Below are 18031 nucleotides of genomic sequence, written 5' to 3'. Positions count from 1 at the left end.
GCCGGACTTACTTCTGATTCGCCAGTTTGACGAACTCGTCAACCTTTGACAGCGAACGGTTCACCGACGCAACCCAGAAATCTTCCTTCGTCAGATCTACCCCGAGATGTTTTTTCGCGACCTGTTCAGTCGTCATGCTGCCGGTGTCAGCCAGAAGCGCACGATACTTGTCGGCGAATGACTTTCCTTCCTCGCGGGCGCAGTTGTAGACACCGCCGGCGAAGAGGAAGCCGAAGACATACGGGAAATTGTAGAACGGCGTATCGGTAATGAAGAAGTGCAGTTTGGAGGCCCAGAAGTACGGGTGATAGCCATCTTCGGCCAACAATCCCTGGTACGCCTGACGCTGCGCGTTGGTCATCATTTCGCAGAGGCCAGCGGCGTCCAGAATCCGCTTCTCCCGCTCGGCATAAAACGCACGGTCGAAAATGTAGCGGCAGTGAACATCGGTGAAAAAGACATACGGCTGCATCAGGAGCTGATCCAGAAGCATCAGCCGTTCATCGCGCGACTGTGCCGAGGCCAGCGCCGAGTCGGTGGTCAGCAGTTCGTTGAAGATCGAGGCTGTCTCCGCCAGTCCCATCGGGTACATCCCGGCCAACCAGGCCTTGTCACGCAGGACATGACTGTGATAGGCGTGCCCAAGTTCATGCGCAAGAGTCGACAGATTGTCATACGTGCCGGAGTAGGTCATGAAAATACGGCTCTGACGATGGATTCCAAATGTCGTGCAGAATGCGCCGCCCGCTTTGCCCGCACGGTCTTCTGCTTCGATCCACCGTTTTTCCACTGCCATCTTGCAGTAATCGGCCAGATGATCCGAGAATGACCGGCAGTTGGTGACAATGAACTCAACCGCTTCATCAAACGACCATTTCCGGTGAACTTCGCCGACCGAGGCAAACTCGTCATACCAGCGGAAAGCGTCGATTCCCAGCAGCTTCTTTTTGGCTTCGATATATGGCGCGAGGCGTTTGGTCTCGCGAGCGACCACACTCCACATCGCATCGAGCGACGCCTGACTCAGACGATTCTGCATCAGCGGCTCGATCAATGGTGATTGCCAGCCGCGATTTTTGTAGAGCGCCAGACGGAACCCCGCCTGCGCATTGAGGGTCATCGCGGCAAGATCCGCGCGCGATTTCCAGGCCTCAGTCATTTTCTCGAATGCTGTGCGGCGGACATTGCGATCCGGGTTGTCCATATACGTCGCAAGCTGGCCCATCGACAGCTCTTTCGTCTCACCGCCAACTTCCATTTTCACCCGAAGGTCCCCGGCCATCCGGTCGTACAGACGGTTCCAGGCATGGTAGCCGTTGACCGAGAGATCCAGCGCGAGCGATTCCTTTTCAATCGGCATCTTGTGGCGGGCCGTTTCGCGAGTCTCATCGAGGAAAAACTTGAACCCGACCAGTGCCGGATCCGACACCAGGTCATTCCAGGCGGCATCCGACTGTCTGATCGACCATGCCTCGAGAAAGGTCCGGAGCTTCTCCCATTCGGAGGTCATCTGGTCGCTTTCGCCGACGATCCCCTGCGCGGCGTTATCCGCGACATTCTGCGCGATAAGACATCCGCCAAACGAACGGATCAGTTCGAGTCGTTCGTGAAGGTCCTGCAGGAGAACGATAAACTGCTTCCACTGCTCGCGGCTGTTTTTGTCCAATTGGTTCGGCAGAGTCGACACGCGGGATGCCCCGGCGGCTATCTCCGCTTTCATCTTTTCGCGGAACGCTTTGAACTCGGGTGAGGCCGACCCACCGGGGAAGATCGATTCGAGATCCCATTTCGGGGCGGCGGGGATGGATGTCGCGACAGTGGTCATGAAAAACTCCTTAGAATGGTCGTATCGTGCCGCAAGTTAACCAATGCGACGCCGGTTGGCAAGTTCCGCATCCCTGTCGGGTCGAGCGCAGACGAGACCCGAGCGGAGTCTGCCCTGAACTTGATTCAGGGACGAGACCCGAGCGAGGCCTCCTTGACCACGATTCTGGAACGAGGGCTGAGCAAAGCTCGCCCTGAACTTGATTCTGGGAACGAGGGCTGAGCGAAGCTCGCCCTCAACTTGATTCTGGGGACGAGGGCTGAGCGTAGTCGAAGCCCGATCTCGACTGTATTTTGGCTTTAGATGTCCTTATCTTTCTGCCATGCATGACCAGAATGACGACCCGATGAACTATCCGATCAATGGCACCCTGGACCTTCACCAGTTCCGACCGAACGAAACCAAAGACGTACTGCTCGATTACATTGCTGAATGTCTCAAGCGGGATATTCTGGCGATCCGGGTAGTGCATGGGAAGGGGATAGGGGTGCAGCGGGAGATCGTGCGGTCGGTCTTGTCGACGCATCCTAATGTCATCTGCTTCCGGCATGAAGAGGGGAGCGGCGGCTCCTGGGGCGCAACGGTGGTGGATTTGAGGAAGTAGCACATGGAGTATATTAGTCAATACTTCAATGCGCTTTGGATGCTCATTCAGGATCTGTGGATATGGTTTCTGGTTGGGTTTGTGGCCGCGGGAGTGGTGACTGAATTTGTGCCACGTTCGTTCGTCAATCGACACTTCGGCAGTAATGATCTCAGTTCATTGGTCAAAGCTGCACTTTCCGGCTTGATTGCCTCAACTTGTTCATGCGGAGCGATTCCACTGGCAGTGTCATTGCGGGAAAAAGGGGCCAGCACAGCCGTCGCCCTGACATTTCTTCTCGCCACCCCATGGTCAGGCGTGCCGCAATTTTTGGTCCTGAGCAATTTTCTCGGACCATTTAACACGGCGATTCTCATGGTCTGTGCGGTGGTCGCTGCTTTGCTGTCCGGGGTCGTACTTTCCCGATTAGAGCATCATCACCTTATCGACGCACCCCTACCGACTGCCATCAAAGCAAAATCAAACACCGTATGTACCGCCGGCGCTGGATGTTCCGATTGCGGGTGCGAGACTGCTGTGCCTCACAATCGGTTTATGCGTGTGTTGAAATCTTCCTGGGTGATCTTCAGGGATATTGGTAAATACTTGATGATCGGACTGATTCTAGCAGCCGGACTAGCTGCGTTCGTGCCAAACGCCATTGTCTATAAGTATCTCGGCGAATCAGCTTCACCCTGGACAATCCTTCTGGCTGTGCCGGTCAGTGCCGTGATCGAACTCTGTTCCGAGGGATTCAGCGTTTTGGCGGGTCAAGCTTACACAATGGGGGCGACACTCGGTGTAGTGTTCGTCATGCTCATGGTTGGGGTCACGACAGACATCACGGAGATAACTGTTGTTTGGGGAAAATTCGGCAAACGTTCGGCCGTCGCCTATCTGCTTGTCAGCACTGGCATCGCCGTGGCGATTGCATATCTGATCAATATCTCTGTTTTGTAGAGGGTGGTAACATCACACCTAACAAAAAGCCCTCTCACGAGGGCTTCTTGTTCAATCGGAAAACAGTCTTACTTGCGTAATCCCATCTTCCTAGTGGCGCTGTGTTACCAGCTACCAGACGCACTATACGCCTGACGCGTACCGAGCGGCATCCCACTCCATTTGCTGTCCCACCATATGCGGTGAGCTATAAACCCGGAAATCTAACAGGGGGGAGATTGGAAGTTGAAACAGTACAGACCTTCGTCTGCCGGACGTGAGCAACGTCCATCTACTCTCCTGCGATCATCCTAATATCACCTAACCGATCCGCGAGAACCATCGGTCCTCCAGCCGACACTCATAAAAAGTGTCTGCCGGATATTTCCCACGGCGAGCAATATTAAGGTAACTGATTACGGAGTGCGTGTCAAGGTGAAAATGCTTAGCGGGCAACTATTTACGTCTATCGCACACGGCCGTGCTCATAGCTCGCTGATTTTCTTGAGCTTCGCCTGAAATTCCGTCGCCTCACGCATCGACAACCCGCGCGCCACCAACGCATCAACATCCTCCGGAATGCCGCTGACATGGTCGCGAAGCAGTTTCAGCTCTGGCCCGCTGAAATTGACCGCGTTGAGCGCATAGTCAGTAAAGGCTTCGTACGCCATTGGGACGATCGCCCTGACCATCTCGGCCATCACATCGGCATAGACGCGAATCTCTTTCTGCGCATGGTCATCCATCCGCAGGCGGAGGAAATGGAAGAGATTATGCAGGTCGATCTTCCAATACCACTCCGTATAAAGCGAGAGGGGGAGGTTGATCCGCGCAAGTTCCCTGGCGAGACCTTCGCCGATAAACTCCTCGTACTTGTCGTAGGCGTCTTTACTGGAACTCTGGAGATAGGCGATAAACCGGTTGCGAATTTCTGCCGGCAGTTCCTCCTCGGAACGTCCCTGCTTATTCCGCTTGGACTGCTTCCGGATATCTTCATCCGGCGGAAAATAGAACTCCTCTTTCATCACCGAATAGCGGCCGGAATATTCGTTTACATTGGCCGAGCGGTGGCGAATCCATTGGCGGGCAACAAAGATCGGGAGTTTGACATGGAATTTGAATTCGACCATCTCAAATGGTGTCGTGTGGCGATGGCGCATCAGGTAGCGGATCAGGCCGCGGTCCTCGAGTACCTTTTTGGTCCCTTCGCCATAACTGACTCTGGCGGCCTGGACGATAGCGTTGTCATCCCCCATATAATCGATCAGTCGGACAAACCCTTTGTCCAATACCGGATATTCTTTATCGAGCAAAGCATCCGCCTGCAAATTCCGAGCGTGTGCCACAAACATCCCTTTCTTAATTGGCTGAATCGGCGTGAATATACAGGGTCGAATGGACCGGCACAAGCCGGATGGGAAGAAAGTGAGAGGGGGTTGCCAGCGCAGCCGGATTTGGCTATACTCCGGCACGACCCCAAAATGAGCATTGGTACGAACGCATAATACAGTAAAGGGACAAACCATGTCACCCCAGGAAGCCTATCAGGAATTAGTCAGGGAGATGAATGAGATCTCCGTCCTCGGCTCGACCGCCTCGATCCTCGCGTGGGATCAGCGGACCTATATGCCGCGACAGGGCGCAGAGTTCCGCTCCCAGCAGATGGCACTAATCGCCGGGATGTATCACGAACGGTTCACCAGCCCGAAGATCGGTGATCTGTTAAGTCAGGCCGAATCGACCGATCTGGTCAAAGGGGATACGCCGGAAGCGGCCAATCTCCGCGAACTTCGCCACAAATACAACAAAGAGACAAAGCTCCCGAAAAAGCTGGTCGAAGAGATCGTCCGCGTCACGACTATCGCTGAAACCGAGTGGGAGACGGCGCGCGCGAAGTCCGATTTCGCCATGTTCGCCCCCTGGCTCGAAAAAGTCTATGACCTGACCCGCCAGCAGGCCGAAGCGCTTGGGTACGAGGGCGAGCCGTACAACGCTCTGCTGGACAATTACGAACCGGGCGCCAAAGTCTCCGAGATCGAAGCGATCTTCACTCCGCTCCGGAAAGATCTCGTCGAACTGCTCGGCAAGATCCGCGACGCCAAAAAGCGTCCCGATCCGGGCATAGTCGAGCGCTCCTATCCGGTCGATCTCCAGCGCGTGTTCGGCGAGGCAGTTGCCGCCGCGATGGGGTATGATTTCACCGCCGGGCGTCTCGATATCACCACCCATCCGTTCTGCACCGGGATTGGTGCCGGGGATACCCGCATCACGACCCGCTACAACCCGCACCGTCTCAATGACGCGCTGTTCGGCATCATGCACGAAGCTGGGCATGCCCTCTATGAGATGGGGATCGACAAAAAGAAATACTTCGGTACGCCGATGGGGGATGCCACGTCGCTCGGTATCCACGAGTCACAATCGCGCATGTGGGAGAACCAGGTCGGACGCTCCAAGCAGTTCTGGGTCTATTTCCTGCCGCAGGCGAAGCGGATTTTCCGTGATTCCCTCAACGATGTCAGTCTCGATGATTTCTACGGTGCTATCAACGATGTCCGGCCGTCATATATCCGAGTCGAGGCCGACGAAGGGACCTACAACCTGCATATCATGCTTCGCTTCGAACTGGAACGGGCGCTCTTGAACAAAGAACTTCCCGCGAAGGATGCCGCTGGCGAATGGCGCAAGCGGTTCAAAAACTACCTGGGTATCGAGGTAGACAAGGACTCCAACGGCATTCTGCAGGATGTCCACTGGTCGGCCGGGTTGATCGGCTATTTCCCGACCTATACGCTTGGCAACCTCTATTCGGCGCAGTTCTTCGCCAAGGCGAAAACCGACATCCCGAACATGATGCAGAACTTCGAACGCGGCGATTTCAGCGGTCTGCTGGGCTGGTTGCGTGAGAATATCCACAAGCATGGTTCGCGCTATCGGGCGACTGATCTGGCGAAAAAGGTGACGGGTCAGACGCTGTCGCACAAGCCGCTAATGGATTACCTCCATACCAAGTATGGCGAGATCTACGGCATCTAATATCCGATTACATTTCTCTTGAAACCGGCCTGCCTCACGGGCCGGTTTTTTTGTATTGTCGAAGTGGGCCTCTGACACGTATTATGGATAGTGAGGTCCCCGATGATTCAGACAGATAACACCGCGACAGGAACACTGATCTCCCGATTCGATAGCCTGGTGACGGAGATAGAGGCTGAAGAGCGGAAGTCCGCCGAGGTGATCGCACCGCAACCTCCCGTGCCGGATATCGAGAAGATCCACCAATCGATGCTGGCATCGGCCAATGCGCTGGCCACTCACACACAGATGCGCCAGTTGCATTCAGCGATGTTCAAGGTTCACCGCAAAATCCACCAGCGCCACCAGCTTGCCCTGCATCACTGCCGATTGCTGCAATCGCGCATCAGGGGAGGCGGGTATAGCGGCCAGGAATTGGTTGAGATCGTTCGGGAGATCCAGCATCTGCTGGTCAGGATACGGCGGGAGAATGAACTGATGATCCGGGATCGAGCGAAGATCAAGGCCGAGCATGAAGCATTTATCGCCTCACTTCCGCCTCAATTCACTGACCAATGACCCCTTTGTAGATCAAGTACGGGATCAGGATATAGAGAATTGAATCCCGTATCAGGTAAAACAGCACAAACGCCAGGATGAACTTCCAGCCCAGCGATTTGACTTCTTTCCAGGATTTGGGAAAACGGAGGTACCGTCGCCAGCCGCTGGTCGGTTTTGACTCGCTGCTTCCGCCAATCGTCATCTCTGTGGGGTTGTCGTAGCTCTGTTCCATAGCTGTTCGTTTTCTACCAGTCTGCAACATCCGCCATCTCCCCAAGGTTCACGGAAATACGGGAAAATATAGAGGAGTTCCGGCCAGAACTGTAGTAAGTTTACCGGAAACCGATAGTTCGGTAGGCTGTTTAAGAAAAACAACCGGGCCGGAGCAACGTATTACCGGAAGTATCTGTAACCGTCCAGAAACCAAGGATCGCCAGGCGCATATATGAAATTCATCGGCTTTATCAGCGTGATCACCCTGATCATCGGACTACTGCAGATTCTGCTGCTCTGGGGATTCAACCGCGACTGGTGGCGAAAAAGATCGATCCGCTGGAGTTCGCTCATGTTACCGGTGGTCACTTTGGTGGCCATGGGGCTTTGGGGGCTGGGAGAATACTACCAGAACCAATGGCTGTCTCGCCCCGGAATGTTGCTGACCGCACTGGCGTTTGTGCTCCAGTTTGCGCTGCTTTTGTCACTCCCGGTTTCAGGTCTTTTCCACCTGATCAACCGGCTGATCGACCACCTGATCCGCCACCGCAAGACCGACACGGCGGTTGATTCGAATCGACGGATCATCCTCAAAGGGATCGCTGCCGCGGTCCCGCTTGCGACCGTGACGGCGGCTGGCGCGGGTTTCACCCGGTCGTTTGGCTCGGTCAATGTCTTCACCAAATCGATCAGGATCGACGACCTCCCGCCGTCTCTGGAAGGGTACCGGATCCTGCACCTTTCAGACCTGCACCTTCGCCACTACACCACCCTGGAAGATCTTGAGGATGTGCTCACGCGGGCGCGCGAATTCAATCCCGATCTGGTCCTGGTGACCGGCGATGTCGCCGATGATCTTGGACAACTGCCCGACGCGTTGAAACTGATCGAGCAGTTTAAGGCGCCGAATGGGAGCTTCGCGACGCTCGGCAATCACGAGTATTTCCGAGGCGTGGAGCAGGTAAAAAGCATTTTCGACCAGAGTGCCGTGCCGCTGTTTATCAACCAGGGGACACACGTTCAGGTTGGTGGAACCAGCGTTTTCATAGGGGGAATTGATGATCCTCGACGGATGGGCGCCAAAGAGACGACTTTCTTCCAGACGACGATCGACCAGACTCTCGAAGAGAGTCATACGGACGCATTCAGGATCCTGATGAGTCATCGACCGGATGCATTCGATCACGCCTCTGAACAGGGGATCGCGCTCACGCTGGCCGGTCACACTCATGGAGGACAGATCGGCTTTATGGGTCGCTCGGTGTTCGATTCTTACTGGGAAGATCGCTATCTGTGGGGTGAATATCGGAGAGGGAAATCAGTCCTTTATACGTCATCCGGAGTGGGACACTGGTTCCCGTTCCGACTGGGATGTCCACCCGAAGCACCGGTGTTGGAATTGCATCGCGCGTGATCTTTCGAGACGCTTTTTGCGTTTTCTCTCGATAAATCGACTCTCGTAGGGCCTCAACGCTCTCTAAAAAAAAGCAATTATTTACTCCAAAATCGCACTTTTTTCTTGCCATGTTTTTTCAAACACCGTACTCTTTTCAGCGAAAATGGGTATGCGAGATGTTTCAGGGAAGCGTCTCACAGTTAAGTAGACAGGGAAACCGACTTAACCCATAGTAACTCTAACCCTCAATGCTAAGGAGCAACACAATGCCTACGGCAAAAAAGAAAGCCACCAAGAAGGCTGGCAAGAAGACGACGAAGAAGGCCACCAAGAAGGCCACGAAGAAAGCGACGAAGAAAGCCACTAAGAAGTCGGCTAAGAAGACCACCAAGAAGGCTGGTAAGAAGAAAGCCGCCAAGAAGGCTTCGAGTAAAAAGCAGGCGTCCGCCAAAAAAGCCTCCAAGAGAGCGCCTGCGAAAAAGGCTACGAAGCGTGCTCCAAACCCGGCTTTCATGAAGCCGTTGACGCCCTCTGCCGAACTTGGAGCGGTTATTGGCGCGCGTCCGATGCCCCGCACCGAGGTTACCAAGCGCGTGTGGGATTATATCAAGAAGAACAATCTTCAGGACAAGAACAATCGTCGCATGATCAATGCGGACGAGAAACTGGTGGTTGTCTTCAAAGGACGCAAGCAGGTCAACATGTTCGAAATGACCAAGTTGATCGCCGCTCATCTGAAGTAGCCAACACTTTGTTTTGGTTAGTCACAGGCCGGGTCATCCCGGCCTGTTTCTTTTTTACCGCTGTCCTCGCTCCGCCAAACCGGTATATTCTCCTCAACTGATAAGACAACTCGAGGTTCAACCATGCTTGACGTCGCTTCGCTTCGATCTCTCTCCGGACTTCCCCGGATTCTGGCCCTCACACTCTGCCTGATGTCTCCGGTCGATGCTGCCGCCCCTCCGACCCGCACGGTCCATGTCGTCGACACCATCTTCGGCACCGCAGTCCCCGATCCCTATCGATGGCTGGAGAAGAGCGATGACCCGCAGGTCCAGAAATGGACTGCGGCGCAGTATGACCATTTCCGCCTGTACGTAGACGCATTCGAAGATAAAGAGCTGATCAAAGATGAACTGACCCGATTCCTCTCCACAGGCTCTATCGGCCAGCCTCAGGCAATAAAGAATCGGTATTTCACAGAGCGCCGCGATGGCGACCAGAATCATCTGGTGTTGTTCGTCAGGGATGGTTTGCTCGGGCGGGAAGAAGTGCTGGTCGATCCCAACAGTTTCTCCGAGGATGGTACTTCAGCCATGGACTGGTACTATCTCTCCTGGGATGGCTCGTTGATCGCCTATGGCGTCTCAGCATCCGGCTCTGAGAATACGACCTTATTCCTCAAAGATGTCAGCAGCAAAGGAATGTTGCTCGATACCATACCCTACACGCGGGGAGCGGCAGTTGCCTGGCTCCCGGACAACACAGGGTTCTACTACACCCGCAATCCTGTCCCGGGGGCTGTGCCTGCTGGGGATGAATTCTACTATCGACGTATCTACTTCCATCGGATCGGCTCTTCCTGGGAAAATGACCCATTGGTTTTCGAGGATACCACCGATAAAACCAGTTGGTCGAGCTGCGATATTTCTCCCGATGGCCACTGGCTTGGCATATCGGTCTTCTACGGATGGTCCAGGTCGGAACTGTATATCAAGGACCTTCGCCAGCCCGAATCGCCATTCGTCAAGCTGACCGATGGGAAGGCTGCGCAGTATTATCTGACGTTGCTGGATGACCGGTTTCTCATCACCACTAATGACGGCGCGCCACGCAAGCGGGTCCTCTCCGGCAGTTATTCTTCGCCGCAAATGAGCAACTGGCACGAGATCATTCCGGAACGCCCTGTTACGTTTCAGAGTATCGCTGTGATCGGCGGCCATATCGTGATCAACGGGACCGTCAACGCTAGCTCAGTGCTGGAGCTTTTCACTCTGGAAGGGGGAGAGGCCGGCAAAATCGAATTACCGACCATTGGAACGGTCTCCTCAGTCGGTGGGGAGTTGGATGGTTCAGAACTGTTTTACTACTTCTCGTCGATCGGTCAACCGCCCACCATCTATCGGTACGAGTTCTCATCACGAGAATCCTCCGTCTTTACCCAGATGACTGTCCCTTTCGATCTTTCCAATCTTGAGCTGAAGCAGGTCTGGTACAACTCCAAGGATGGAACGCCGGTTTCCATGTTCATTGTCACCACCAAAGGGATGGCGATGGATGGCAACAATCCGTGCGTGCTCGATGGCTACGGCGGGTTTAACGCGATGGATACACCGATCTTCAACCGCCGCAAGATCCTCTGGATGTACCATGGAGGCGTGTATGCGCTGGCCAATCTCCGCGGGAACGGCGAATACGGCGAAGCCTGGCACAAGGGAGGGATGCTCGAGAACAAGCAGAACAGTTTTGACGATTTCATCGCCGCGGCCGAATACCTCTGCAAGGAAGGGTATACCTCTCCATCGAAGCTCTCGTTGTATGGCGGATCCAACGGGGGGTTGTTGATCGGCGCTGTTGTCACGCAACGGCCGGATATTTGCGCCGCTGCGGTCTGCGATGTCCCGCTTCTGGACATGATACGATATCAGAACTTTCGCATCGCCCGGCTCTGGGTGCCGGAATACGGATCATCGGAAGATTCTGCGCAGTTCCAGTACCTGATAAAATATTCACCGTACCACAACGTGAAGAAGGGGACTGCCTATCCTGCCGTGCTTTTTAAGGCTGGTGAGTCGGATAGCCGGGTGGATCCGATGCATGCGCGCAAGATGGCGGCCTACCTGCAAGCCGCCAATAGTTCCGACCGCCCGATCCTGCTTCGAATTGAAGGAAAAGCCGGTCATGGACAAGGGAAGCCGGTGAGCAAAGTGATCGAAGAGGTGGTCGAAGAGTGGAGTTTCGTCTATCGGGCGCTGGGGATTCGCCCGTCTCGGTAACTGATGTAATAGCATGATGATGCAGGAGATGGGATGATCGGTGACTATCTCCTGAAGCCGCTTTGTATTGATGACAAAGCGGCTTCCAATTTCTGTTTTATTTCAACTCACTCTTTATTATTATAATCCAACTGTGAAATTGTTCACAATTGTGCTACCCAGGAGGTTGCGTGTCCATCGTCCGTCCGCTCAAGGGCCTTCGCCCCAAACCAGAATTCGCCGCGCAGGTCGCTTGTCCTCCCTATGATGTGCTCAATACTCAGGAAGCCCGGGCCATGGCAGAGGGTAACCCGAACTCGTTTCTCCGGGTGAACAAAGCGGAGTTGGAGTTCTCCGACACGACCAACCCGTATGGCTCCGAAGTTTACCTGCGCGCGAAAGAGAATCTGCACCGTCTCGAGCGCGATGGCATCATGATCCGCGACCGCAAACCCTGCTTTTATTTATATCGCCTGACGATGGATGGCCGCAAACAACTCGGCCTGGTGGCGCTTACCTCGGTTGATGAATACGATGCCGGCAAGATCAAAAAGCATGAACATACCCGGCCGGAGAAGGTCAACGACCGCGCCAACCATATCATGCAGGTTGAGGCACAGGTCGGACCGGTCTTTTCCACTTTCCGGCGCAATGCGCAGATCGAAAAGATCTTTAGCGGCGTGGTCGCCTCCAAACCACTGATCGATTTCACCTCAGCCGATGGTATCCGACATGAACTTTGGGTGGTGGATAACGACGCCACGATCAAGCAGATCGTCGACACCTTCGCCGGAATAGACTTCCTGTATATCGCCGATGGTCACCATCGAAGTGAGGCGGCCTCGGAGATAGCGCGTCGATCCCGCGAAGCAAACCCGAAGCATACCGGCCAGGAGAGTTACAACTTCTTCCTGAATGTCCTCTTCTCCGATCACGAACTGCATATTCTGCCATACAACCGTGTGGTCAAAGACCTAAACAATCACTCGCTCGATGCACTGCTCAGCCAGGCGTCCGAGCACTTCGAGATAAGCAAAGCCAATGGTCGAATCGACCCGCAAGAGCCGCATCAATACGGAATGTATGCTGACGGCCACTGGTACCTGTTGAAGGTCCGGGCGGGGAAGTTCGATCCGAATCATCCGATCGAGTCGATCGATGCGGCGATACTCTCCAATCTTTTCCTGACACCGTACTTGGATATTGTCAATCTTCGCACTGACAAGCGGATCGACTTTGTCGGCGGAATTCGCGGAACGCAGGAATTGGAGCGGCTGGTTAATTCCGGCCAATTCAAGCTGGCTTTTGCGCTGTATCCGACCAGCATCGCTCAACTCCTTCGCGTTGCCGATGCCGGTCAGGTGATGCCCCCGAAATCGACCTGGTTCGAACCAAAATTGAGAGATGGCATGGTCGTTAACCTGTTAACCGACTGATGTATGAGGTATAGAGAATGTTAATCCTGATTTCCGATAAGTTCGACAAAACGCTTCCGACTGTCCTCGCCAAATACGGCGAAGTGACCGATGACAAAACACGCGTCGCCGATGCCGACATCATCCTCGTTCGCTCCAAAACCAAAGCGAACGCCGAATATCTCGATTCCGCCAAAAAGCTAAAACTGATCATCCGCGGTGGCGTCGGGATGGATAACATCGACGCGAAACATGCGGCAACAAAGGGGATCATCGTCAAGAATACCGCCGAGGCCTCGACTGTCGCCGTGGCCGAACTTGCTTTCGCCCTGATGATCGCTCTGCCGAACAACGTGACCAAGGCCGATGCTTCGATGCGCGAAGGGAAGTGGCTCAAATCCGAACTCGAGCGAACCGAACTTCACGGCAAAACGCTCGCTATTCTCGGCATGGGGCGAATAGGTACCGCGCTGGCGATCCGCGCCAGAGCATTTCGCATGAATATCCTCGCCTGGCACCCCGATGTCTATTTCTCGGACTTTGCGACGATCATCCAGGATATCGAGGAAGCGGTCTCACAGGCTGATTATGTCTCAATGCATATCCCGTGCCTCCCGGAGACGCGAGGGATCATCAACAAGTCGTTGCTCACTCATTTCAAGACAGGTGCATATCTTATCAATACCGGTCGTGCGGAGACTGTGGTAGATGCCGATGTAGTTGAAGCGCTCAAGTCGGGCAAACTGGCCGGCTTTGCGACCGATGTTTGGTATTCTGATCCGCCGGTCGACTCGCCGCTGATGAGCGCTCCGAACATGATCATGGTCCCGCACCTCGGGGCTTCGACTAAAGAGAATATGTTGCGGATCGGTGAAATGGCAGAAAAGATCGTGGCTGAATATGTAAAGGAGAAGCGATAGATGGCACAGGCTCAATCAGGCATGTCGACCTCGACAGCTCCTGCCGGTGTGAAACGGGTCTATAATTTTAATGCCGGCCCGGCGGTTCTTCCGCTCGAGGTACTCCAGACGGTTCAGGCTGAACTGCTCGATTATCGCGGCACCGGAATGTCGGTGCTGGAGATTTCGCATCGCTCGCCCGAGTACGACGATATCAACAACTCCGCCATGGCACTCATGAAAGAGATCATGGGGCTGGGCGATAACTACAAAGTGATCTTTGTCGGCGGCGGTGCCTCGACCCAGTTCTCCATGCTGCCGATGAATTTCCTTCACTCCGGCAAAACCGCCGCCTATGCAGACACCGGCTCCTGGGCTGGCAAAGCAGTCAAAGAAGCGCAGAAGGTCGGCAATGTGGTGGTGGCAGCGTCGAGCAAAGAAGCCAAGTATGGCCATATCCCGAAGCTCGATGAATTCAAGTTCCCGAACGATGCCGCCTATCTGCATATCACGACTAACAACACGATCTATGGCACGCAGATGCACTGGTTCCCGGAAGCAGGGAAAGTGCCGCTAGTGGCAGATATGTCATCGGATTTCCTCTCCCGTAAACTGGATTTCGGCAAATACTCGCTGATCTATGCCGGCGCGCAGAAGAATATCGGCCCGGCCGGAGCGTGCGCGGTGATCATCCGGGATGATTTCCTGGCGACCGCGCAGGAAGAAAAACTGCCGACTATGCTGAAATACCGCATCCATGTCGAGAAGGAATCACTCTACAATACGCCGCCGGTCTTTGCGGTTTACATCATCAAGCTGGTGCTTGAGTGGATCAAAAAGAATGGCGGGCTCGCGGCGGTAGAGAAGACCAATTTCGCCAAGAAGGAACGGATCTACCAGATGGTCGATCTGTATCCGGATTTCTATCGCGGGACAGTCAAGCCGGACAGCCGGAGCTGGATGAACCTGACATTCCGTCTGCCGTCGGAAGAACTGGAAAAGAAGTTCGTTTCGGAGGCGAAAGCGGCCGGGTTTATTGGGCTGAAGGGGCACCGCGATGTCGGCGGGATCCGGGTCTCGCTCTACAACGCGATGACCTTGGACGGCGCAACGAAGCTCTCCGAGTTCATGGAAAAGTTCAAGCGCGCGAACTAACGCACGTCATTGCGAGGAGCGCAGCGACGAAGCAATCCATTCCAATTGGGCGGCAGACGTCCCCGTCTGCCCCACGGACATAAGAAACGGCGGAGTCAATCGGCTCCGCCGTTTTCTTTGATTCCCTATTCACACCTTCGTCAGGTGGAACTGACCTTAGTGAATTCCTTCATTTTCTCTTCCGAGACCTGGACAATCGAATATTTGTAGCCGAATTGGATCGCTAGAGCATAAAACAACAAGTCAATCAGATTAAATGTCCTGACCATGATTTCGATTGCAGAGTCGAAAGTAAGGCTGGCCAGCACACTGCCGACCGTCATGTCCTGGTAACGTGCGATGAAGATACATGAACTGAGCAAATTTCCGGCGATGCATCCAAGGACTGCGAGTAGCGCACCAATGACCCCGAACAACTTGTCAACGCCTTCACCGAACTTGCGCACGGTCCATCCGACGGCAAACCCTATCCCGATCGCCATGAATCCGATCTGGAAGTTGGTGAGGTAGGTAACGATTGCCCACGCAATAGCCCCAAAAAAGGCAGCCATCGCGCCACCGAGAAGACCGAACATCAGGTTTTGATTGTCCCGACGTTCCTGCAGGTACGCATTTAACCGTAATTTGTCAACTTCATGGAGAACCGAAGGTGGCTGATCGGATGGTGATTTTTGATAGTCGAGGGACATCTTTCCTCCCCGCCAAATTGGGTGGTTGTTATCTGGTTCCTAAAAGTAGTGTGCCGGGGCGATGTTGGCAAGAATTTGTTGAATGGGCAGGGGAGAGTGGCGGGTTCGAGGACGGACACACCGTACAGAACTACAACCCGAGTAAGTTTTTATAATTCTGGTCTGGAGTCTACGATACCGCAAGACCATTCAATTTTTGTTTGAACCTTCACCCCCCTTTCCGCATTATTCTACCAGGAGGGGTTCGTGGAGTTGTTGGCACAGGTTAGTCACATTAATGCTCGTATATACGGAGGTTCACTTATGTCGCTTGAACATGCAATTCGGTTGATGGCCGGGACATTGGTCCTGTTTTCACTCGCCATGTACTATTTCGTTTCCCCCTGGTGGCTATTGTTGACCACCTTTGTCGGTCTTAACCTGTTTCAGTCAGCCCTGACCAAATGGTGCCTGGCCGAGCAGATCCTGGGAAAGCTCTTTTATTCCAAAAAACCTGCGACCGCCAAGCGCTAAGCTAACGGATTGCAGTACAACTGATTATCGCTATCTGCGAACTTGGGTAAATCTCACTCCAGAGTAGCCGATAATTGAGGTATGATGAAAACAGAACGAATCCTCATGGTGCTGATGCTGTTAGTGTCGGCGATGCTCGCTTGTGACTCCGGCCCGAGCCGGCCAAACGTTGGCGGAGATGGCACCTACCAGATCTTGGGTGTGGCTCTTGCCGACTATGATGACGACTATTCGCAGGTTGCGGTATCGGTATACCGCGATTCGGCGGCGCTTCGTTCTGCTTTCGTACGTTTAGGGAATGATACCCTTGATCTGGGCAAACCGACGTTTGCCGATGATTCACTTTTCTATCTACTGCGTGACCATGCAACCAGTCTGGCAGGGAGCAATCTCAACCTCACTGTTGCAGACTCAACCCTGGCATCCGACAATTTCCTCGTCACTGTTCCAGATACCTTCAGCATCCTGACTGTCGAGCCGCCGAACCGGATCGTGACTGGTCTGCAGTCAGTCTCGGTCACTTGGTCGGGTTCTGACAATGCTGAGGGATACGTGCTTTCGGCAGTCCGCCGTCCGTTCCATCATACCGGTACAGGTTACAGTGAATATGTGACCTCGCTCAGCACGGCCGGGACTCTGCCGCCTGATGCCTTTTCGCTCAGCGTCGGCAATGACCCGGATACCGGCTGGTATTACATCTACGTCTATGCCTATATCGGTTCTCTCGACAGCAGCTACTCCAACCTGATGTTGCCGGTACCGATGCCTGACACGGTGTCGGACAATGTCGATGCTGACCCGTTTAGCGGGCGGATCGCCTCCGTAGTGATCGCACATCGCGACTCTGTACATGTGGTAATTCAGCCGTAACTGCGGGCAGAACCGTTCCGCTCTTTTTATTGCCCTCCGTCAACCGGAAGTATACCTTTCCGTATGGCCGCATACGACGATCTCATCCAACAGCTCCGTCAATTGGGGACGGAGCAGATCAATCCCCACACGCGAGAAATAGACCGTCTGTCTGCTTTGGAGATAGTCGCCAAGATCAATGACGAGGATGCCACCGTGGCGGGAGTCGTCCGACGGGCCCTTCCCGAGATTGCCCGGACTGCCGAGCTGTACGCGGAAACGCTTCGATCCGGCGGCCGCGTCTTTTATGTCGGCGCCGGTACTTCCGGCCGTCTCGGCGTTCTCGATGCCGCCGAGTGCCCTCCCACCTTTGGCACCGACCCGGATCAGATCCGCGGTATCATCTCCGGCGGATTCGAAACGCTTGTCCTCTCCAAAGAGGGAGTGGAAGATGATCGTGAGGCGGCACGAACTGATCTGACGCACCAGCAGCTCTGTTCAAAAGACATGGTGATAGGGATAGCCGCCTCGCGGCGAACCCCCTACACGCTTTCGGCACTGGAATTTGCCAAGTCGCTCGGTTGTCGCACGGCGTTCATCATCTGCAACGAACCGGGATCGCTTGAACTCCAAACTGATATCCTGATCGCATTACCGGTGGGCCCCGAGGTCATTACCGGTTCGACCCGTATGAAGTCCGGCACTGCCCAGAAAATGACTCTCAATATGATCTCGACCACTGCGATGGTCCTGTTAGGAAAAACCTACGGCAACCTAATGGTCGACCTGCAGAGTCGTTCGGAGAAACTGGCGGCGCGTTCGCGACGGATCCTGATGGACCTGCTGCAAATGTCGCTCGAGGAAGCCGACCATGCCTTACAGCTTTCGGGCGGCTCGGTCAAAATAGCAATTGTCATGAAACGATGTGCATGCAGTCGCGAGGAAGCCGTCAACCGGCTGAATCAGGCGAACGGGTTTATCTCCCGGATCGTCGGCTGATAACC

17 protein-coding genes are annotated in these 18031 nt (G+C 54.4%); 13 read left to right on the top strand and 4 right to left on the bottom strand.

What is annotated here, in order from left to right:
• Positions 1-7 precede the first annotated feature (7 nt).
• Positions 8-1825 carry a M3 family oligoendopeptidase gene (locus tag IPH75_12190; GenBank protein MBK7142828.1) on the bottom strand — a complete coding sequence of 606 codons (1818 nt, stop codon included), beginning with the start codon at positions 1823-1825 and terminating at the stop codon, positions 8-10.
• 346 nt (positions 1826-2171) lie between these two features.
• Here IPH75_12190 and IPH75_12185 point away from each other — a divergent pair, with 346 nt between their 5' ends.
• Entirely contained in the window at positions 2172-2429 is a 258-nt protein-coding gene (locus IPH75_12185; protein MBK7142827.1) for a Smr/MutS family protein, read from the top strand.
• A gap of 3 nt (positions 2430-2432) precedes the next feature.
• Positions 2433-3368: a permease gene (locus IPH75_12180; protein MBK7142826.1), complete on the top strand. Its 936-nt coding sequence runs from the start codon at positions 2433-2435 to the stop codon at positions 3366-3368.
• A 464-nt stretch (positions 3369-3832) separates the two neighbouring features.
• Here IPH75_12180 and IPH75_12175 read toward each other — a convergent pair whose 3' ends face one another.
• Positions 3833-4699 (bottom strand): FAD-dependent thymidylate synthase, encoded by an 867-nt coding sequence (locus IPH75_12175; GenBank protein MBK7142825.1) that lies wholly within the window; start codon positions 4697-4699, stop codon positions 3833-3835.
• Between the two features lie 172 nt (positions 4700-4871).
• Between IPH75_12175 and IPH75_12170 the strand changes: the two genes are divergently transcribed.
• Together IPH75_12170 and IPH75_12165 are read left to right on the top strand one after the other, a co-directional pair.
• Positions 4872-6383, top strand: a complete 1512-nt coding sequence (locus IPH75_12170) for a carboxypeptidase M32 (GenBank protein MBK7142824.1) — start codon at positions 4872-4874, stop codon at positions 6381-6383.
• A 102-nt stretch (positions 6384-6485) separates the two neighbouring features.
• Positions 6486-6941 carry a hypothetical protein gene (locus IPH75_12165; GenBank protein MBK7142823.1) on the top strand — a complete coding sequence of 152 codons (456 nt, stop codon included), beginning with the start codon at positions 6486-6488 and terminating at the stop codon, positions 6939-6941.
• Here the strand turns inward: IPH75_12165 and IPH75_12160 are convergent.
• A complete protein-coding gene (locus IPH75_12160) occupies positions 6928-7185 on the bottom strand; it encodes a hypothetical protein (GenBank protein MBK7142822.1) in 258 nt (85 codons plus the stop codon). The genes IPH75_12165 and IPH75_12160 overlap by 14 nt on opposite strands.
• 183 nt (positions 7186-7368) lie before the next feature.
• On the opposite strand from IPH75_12160, the gene IPH75_12155 reads away from it, so the two are divergent.
• The 6 genes from IPH75_12155 to serC all read left to right on the top strand — a co-directional run bounded on the left by IPH75_12155 (position 7369) and on the right by serC (position 14976).
• A complete protein-coding gene (locus tag IPH75_12155) occupies positions 7369-8550 on the top strand; it encodes a metallophosphoesterase (protein MBK7142821.1) in 1182 nt (393 codons plus the stop codon).
• 248 nt (positions 8551-8798) lie between these two features.
• The gene (locus IPH75_12150) at positions 8799-9275 is read left to right on the top strand and encodes a hypothetical protein (GenBank protein MBK7142820.1); all 477 of its coding nucleotides are present in this window, start codon (positions 8799-8801) and stop codon (positions 9273-9275) included.
• Between the two features lie 123 nt (positions 9276-9398).
• Positions 9399-11528: a S9 family peptidase gene (locus IPH75_12145; GenBank protein ID MBK7142819.1), complete on the top strand. Its 2130-nt coding sequence runs from the start codon at positions 9399-9401 to the stop codon at positions 11526-11528.
• A gap of 170 nt (positions 11529-11698) precedes the next feature.
• Entirely contained in the window at positions 11699-12943 is a 1245-nt protein-coding gene (locus IPH75_12140; protein ID MBK7142818.1) for a DUF1015 domain-containing protein, read from the top strand.
• Between the two features lie 17 nt (positions 12944-12960).
• Positions 12961-13842 (top strand): hydroxyacid dehydrogenase, encoded by an 882-nt coding sequence (locus IPH75_12135; protein ID MBK7142817.1) that lies wholly within the window; start codon positions 12961-12963, stop codon positions 13840-13842.
• A gap of 21 nt (positions 13843-13863) precedes the next feature.
• The gene (gene serC / locus IPH75_12130) at positions 13864-14976 is read left to right on the top strand and encodes a 3-phosphoserine/phosphohydroxythreonine transaminase (GenBank protein MBK7142816.1); all 1113 of its coding nucleotides are present in this window, start codon (positions 13864-13866) and stop codon (positions 14974-14976) included.
• Positions 14977-15116: 140 nt separating this feature from the next.
• Here serC and IPH75_12125 read toward each other — a convergent pair whose 3' ends face one another.
• Entirely contained in the window at positions 15117-15665 is a 549-nt protein-coding gene (locus tag IPH75_12125; GenBank protein ID MBK7142815.1) for a hypothetical protein, read from the bottom strand.
• Positions 15666-15968: 303 nt separating this feature from the next.
• On the opposite strand from IPH75_12125, the gene IPH75_12120 reads away from it, so the two are divergent.
• The 3 genes from IPH75_12120 to murQ all read left to right on the top strand — a co-directional run bounded on the left by IPH75_12120 (position 15969) and on the right by murQ (position 18026).
• Positions 15969-16178 (top strand): DUF2892 domain-containing protein, encoded by a 210-nt coding sequence (locus tag IPH75_12120; protein ID MBK7142814.1) that lies wholly within the window; start codon positions 15969-15971, stop codon positions 16176-16178.
• Between the two features lie 81 nt (positions 16179-16259).
• Positions 16260-17048, top strand: a complete 789-nt coding sequence (locus IPH75_12115; GenBank protein ID MBK7142813.1) for a hypothetical protein — start codon at positions 16260-16262, stop codon at positions 17046-17048.
• Positions 17049-17111: 63 nt separating this feature from the next.
• A complete protein-coding gene (gene murQ / locus IPH75_12110) occupies positions 17112-18026 on the top strand; it encodes an N-acetylmuramic acid 6-phosphate etherase (protein ID MBK7142812.1) in 915 nt (304 codons plus the stop codon).
• The last annotated feature ends 5 nt before the right edge of the window (positions 18027-18031 follow it).

It is taken from the genome of bacterium (assembly GCA_016708025.1).
Classification (GTDB): domain Bacteria; phylum Zixibacteria; class MSB-5A5; order GN15; family FEB-12; genus FEB-12.
The sequence above is the reverse complement of the archived record's forward strand: the minus strand, read 5'-3'. Positions and strand labels throughout refer to the sequence as shown.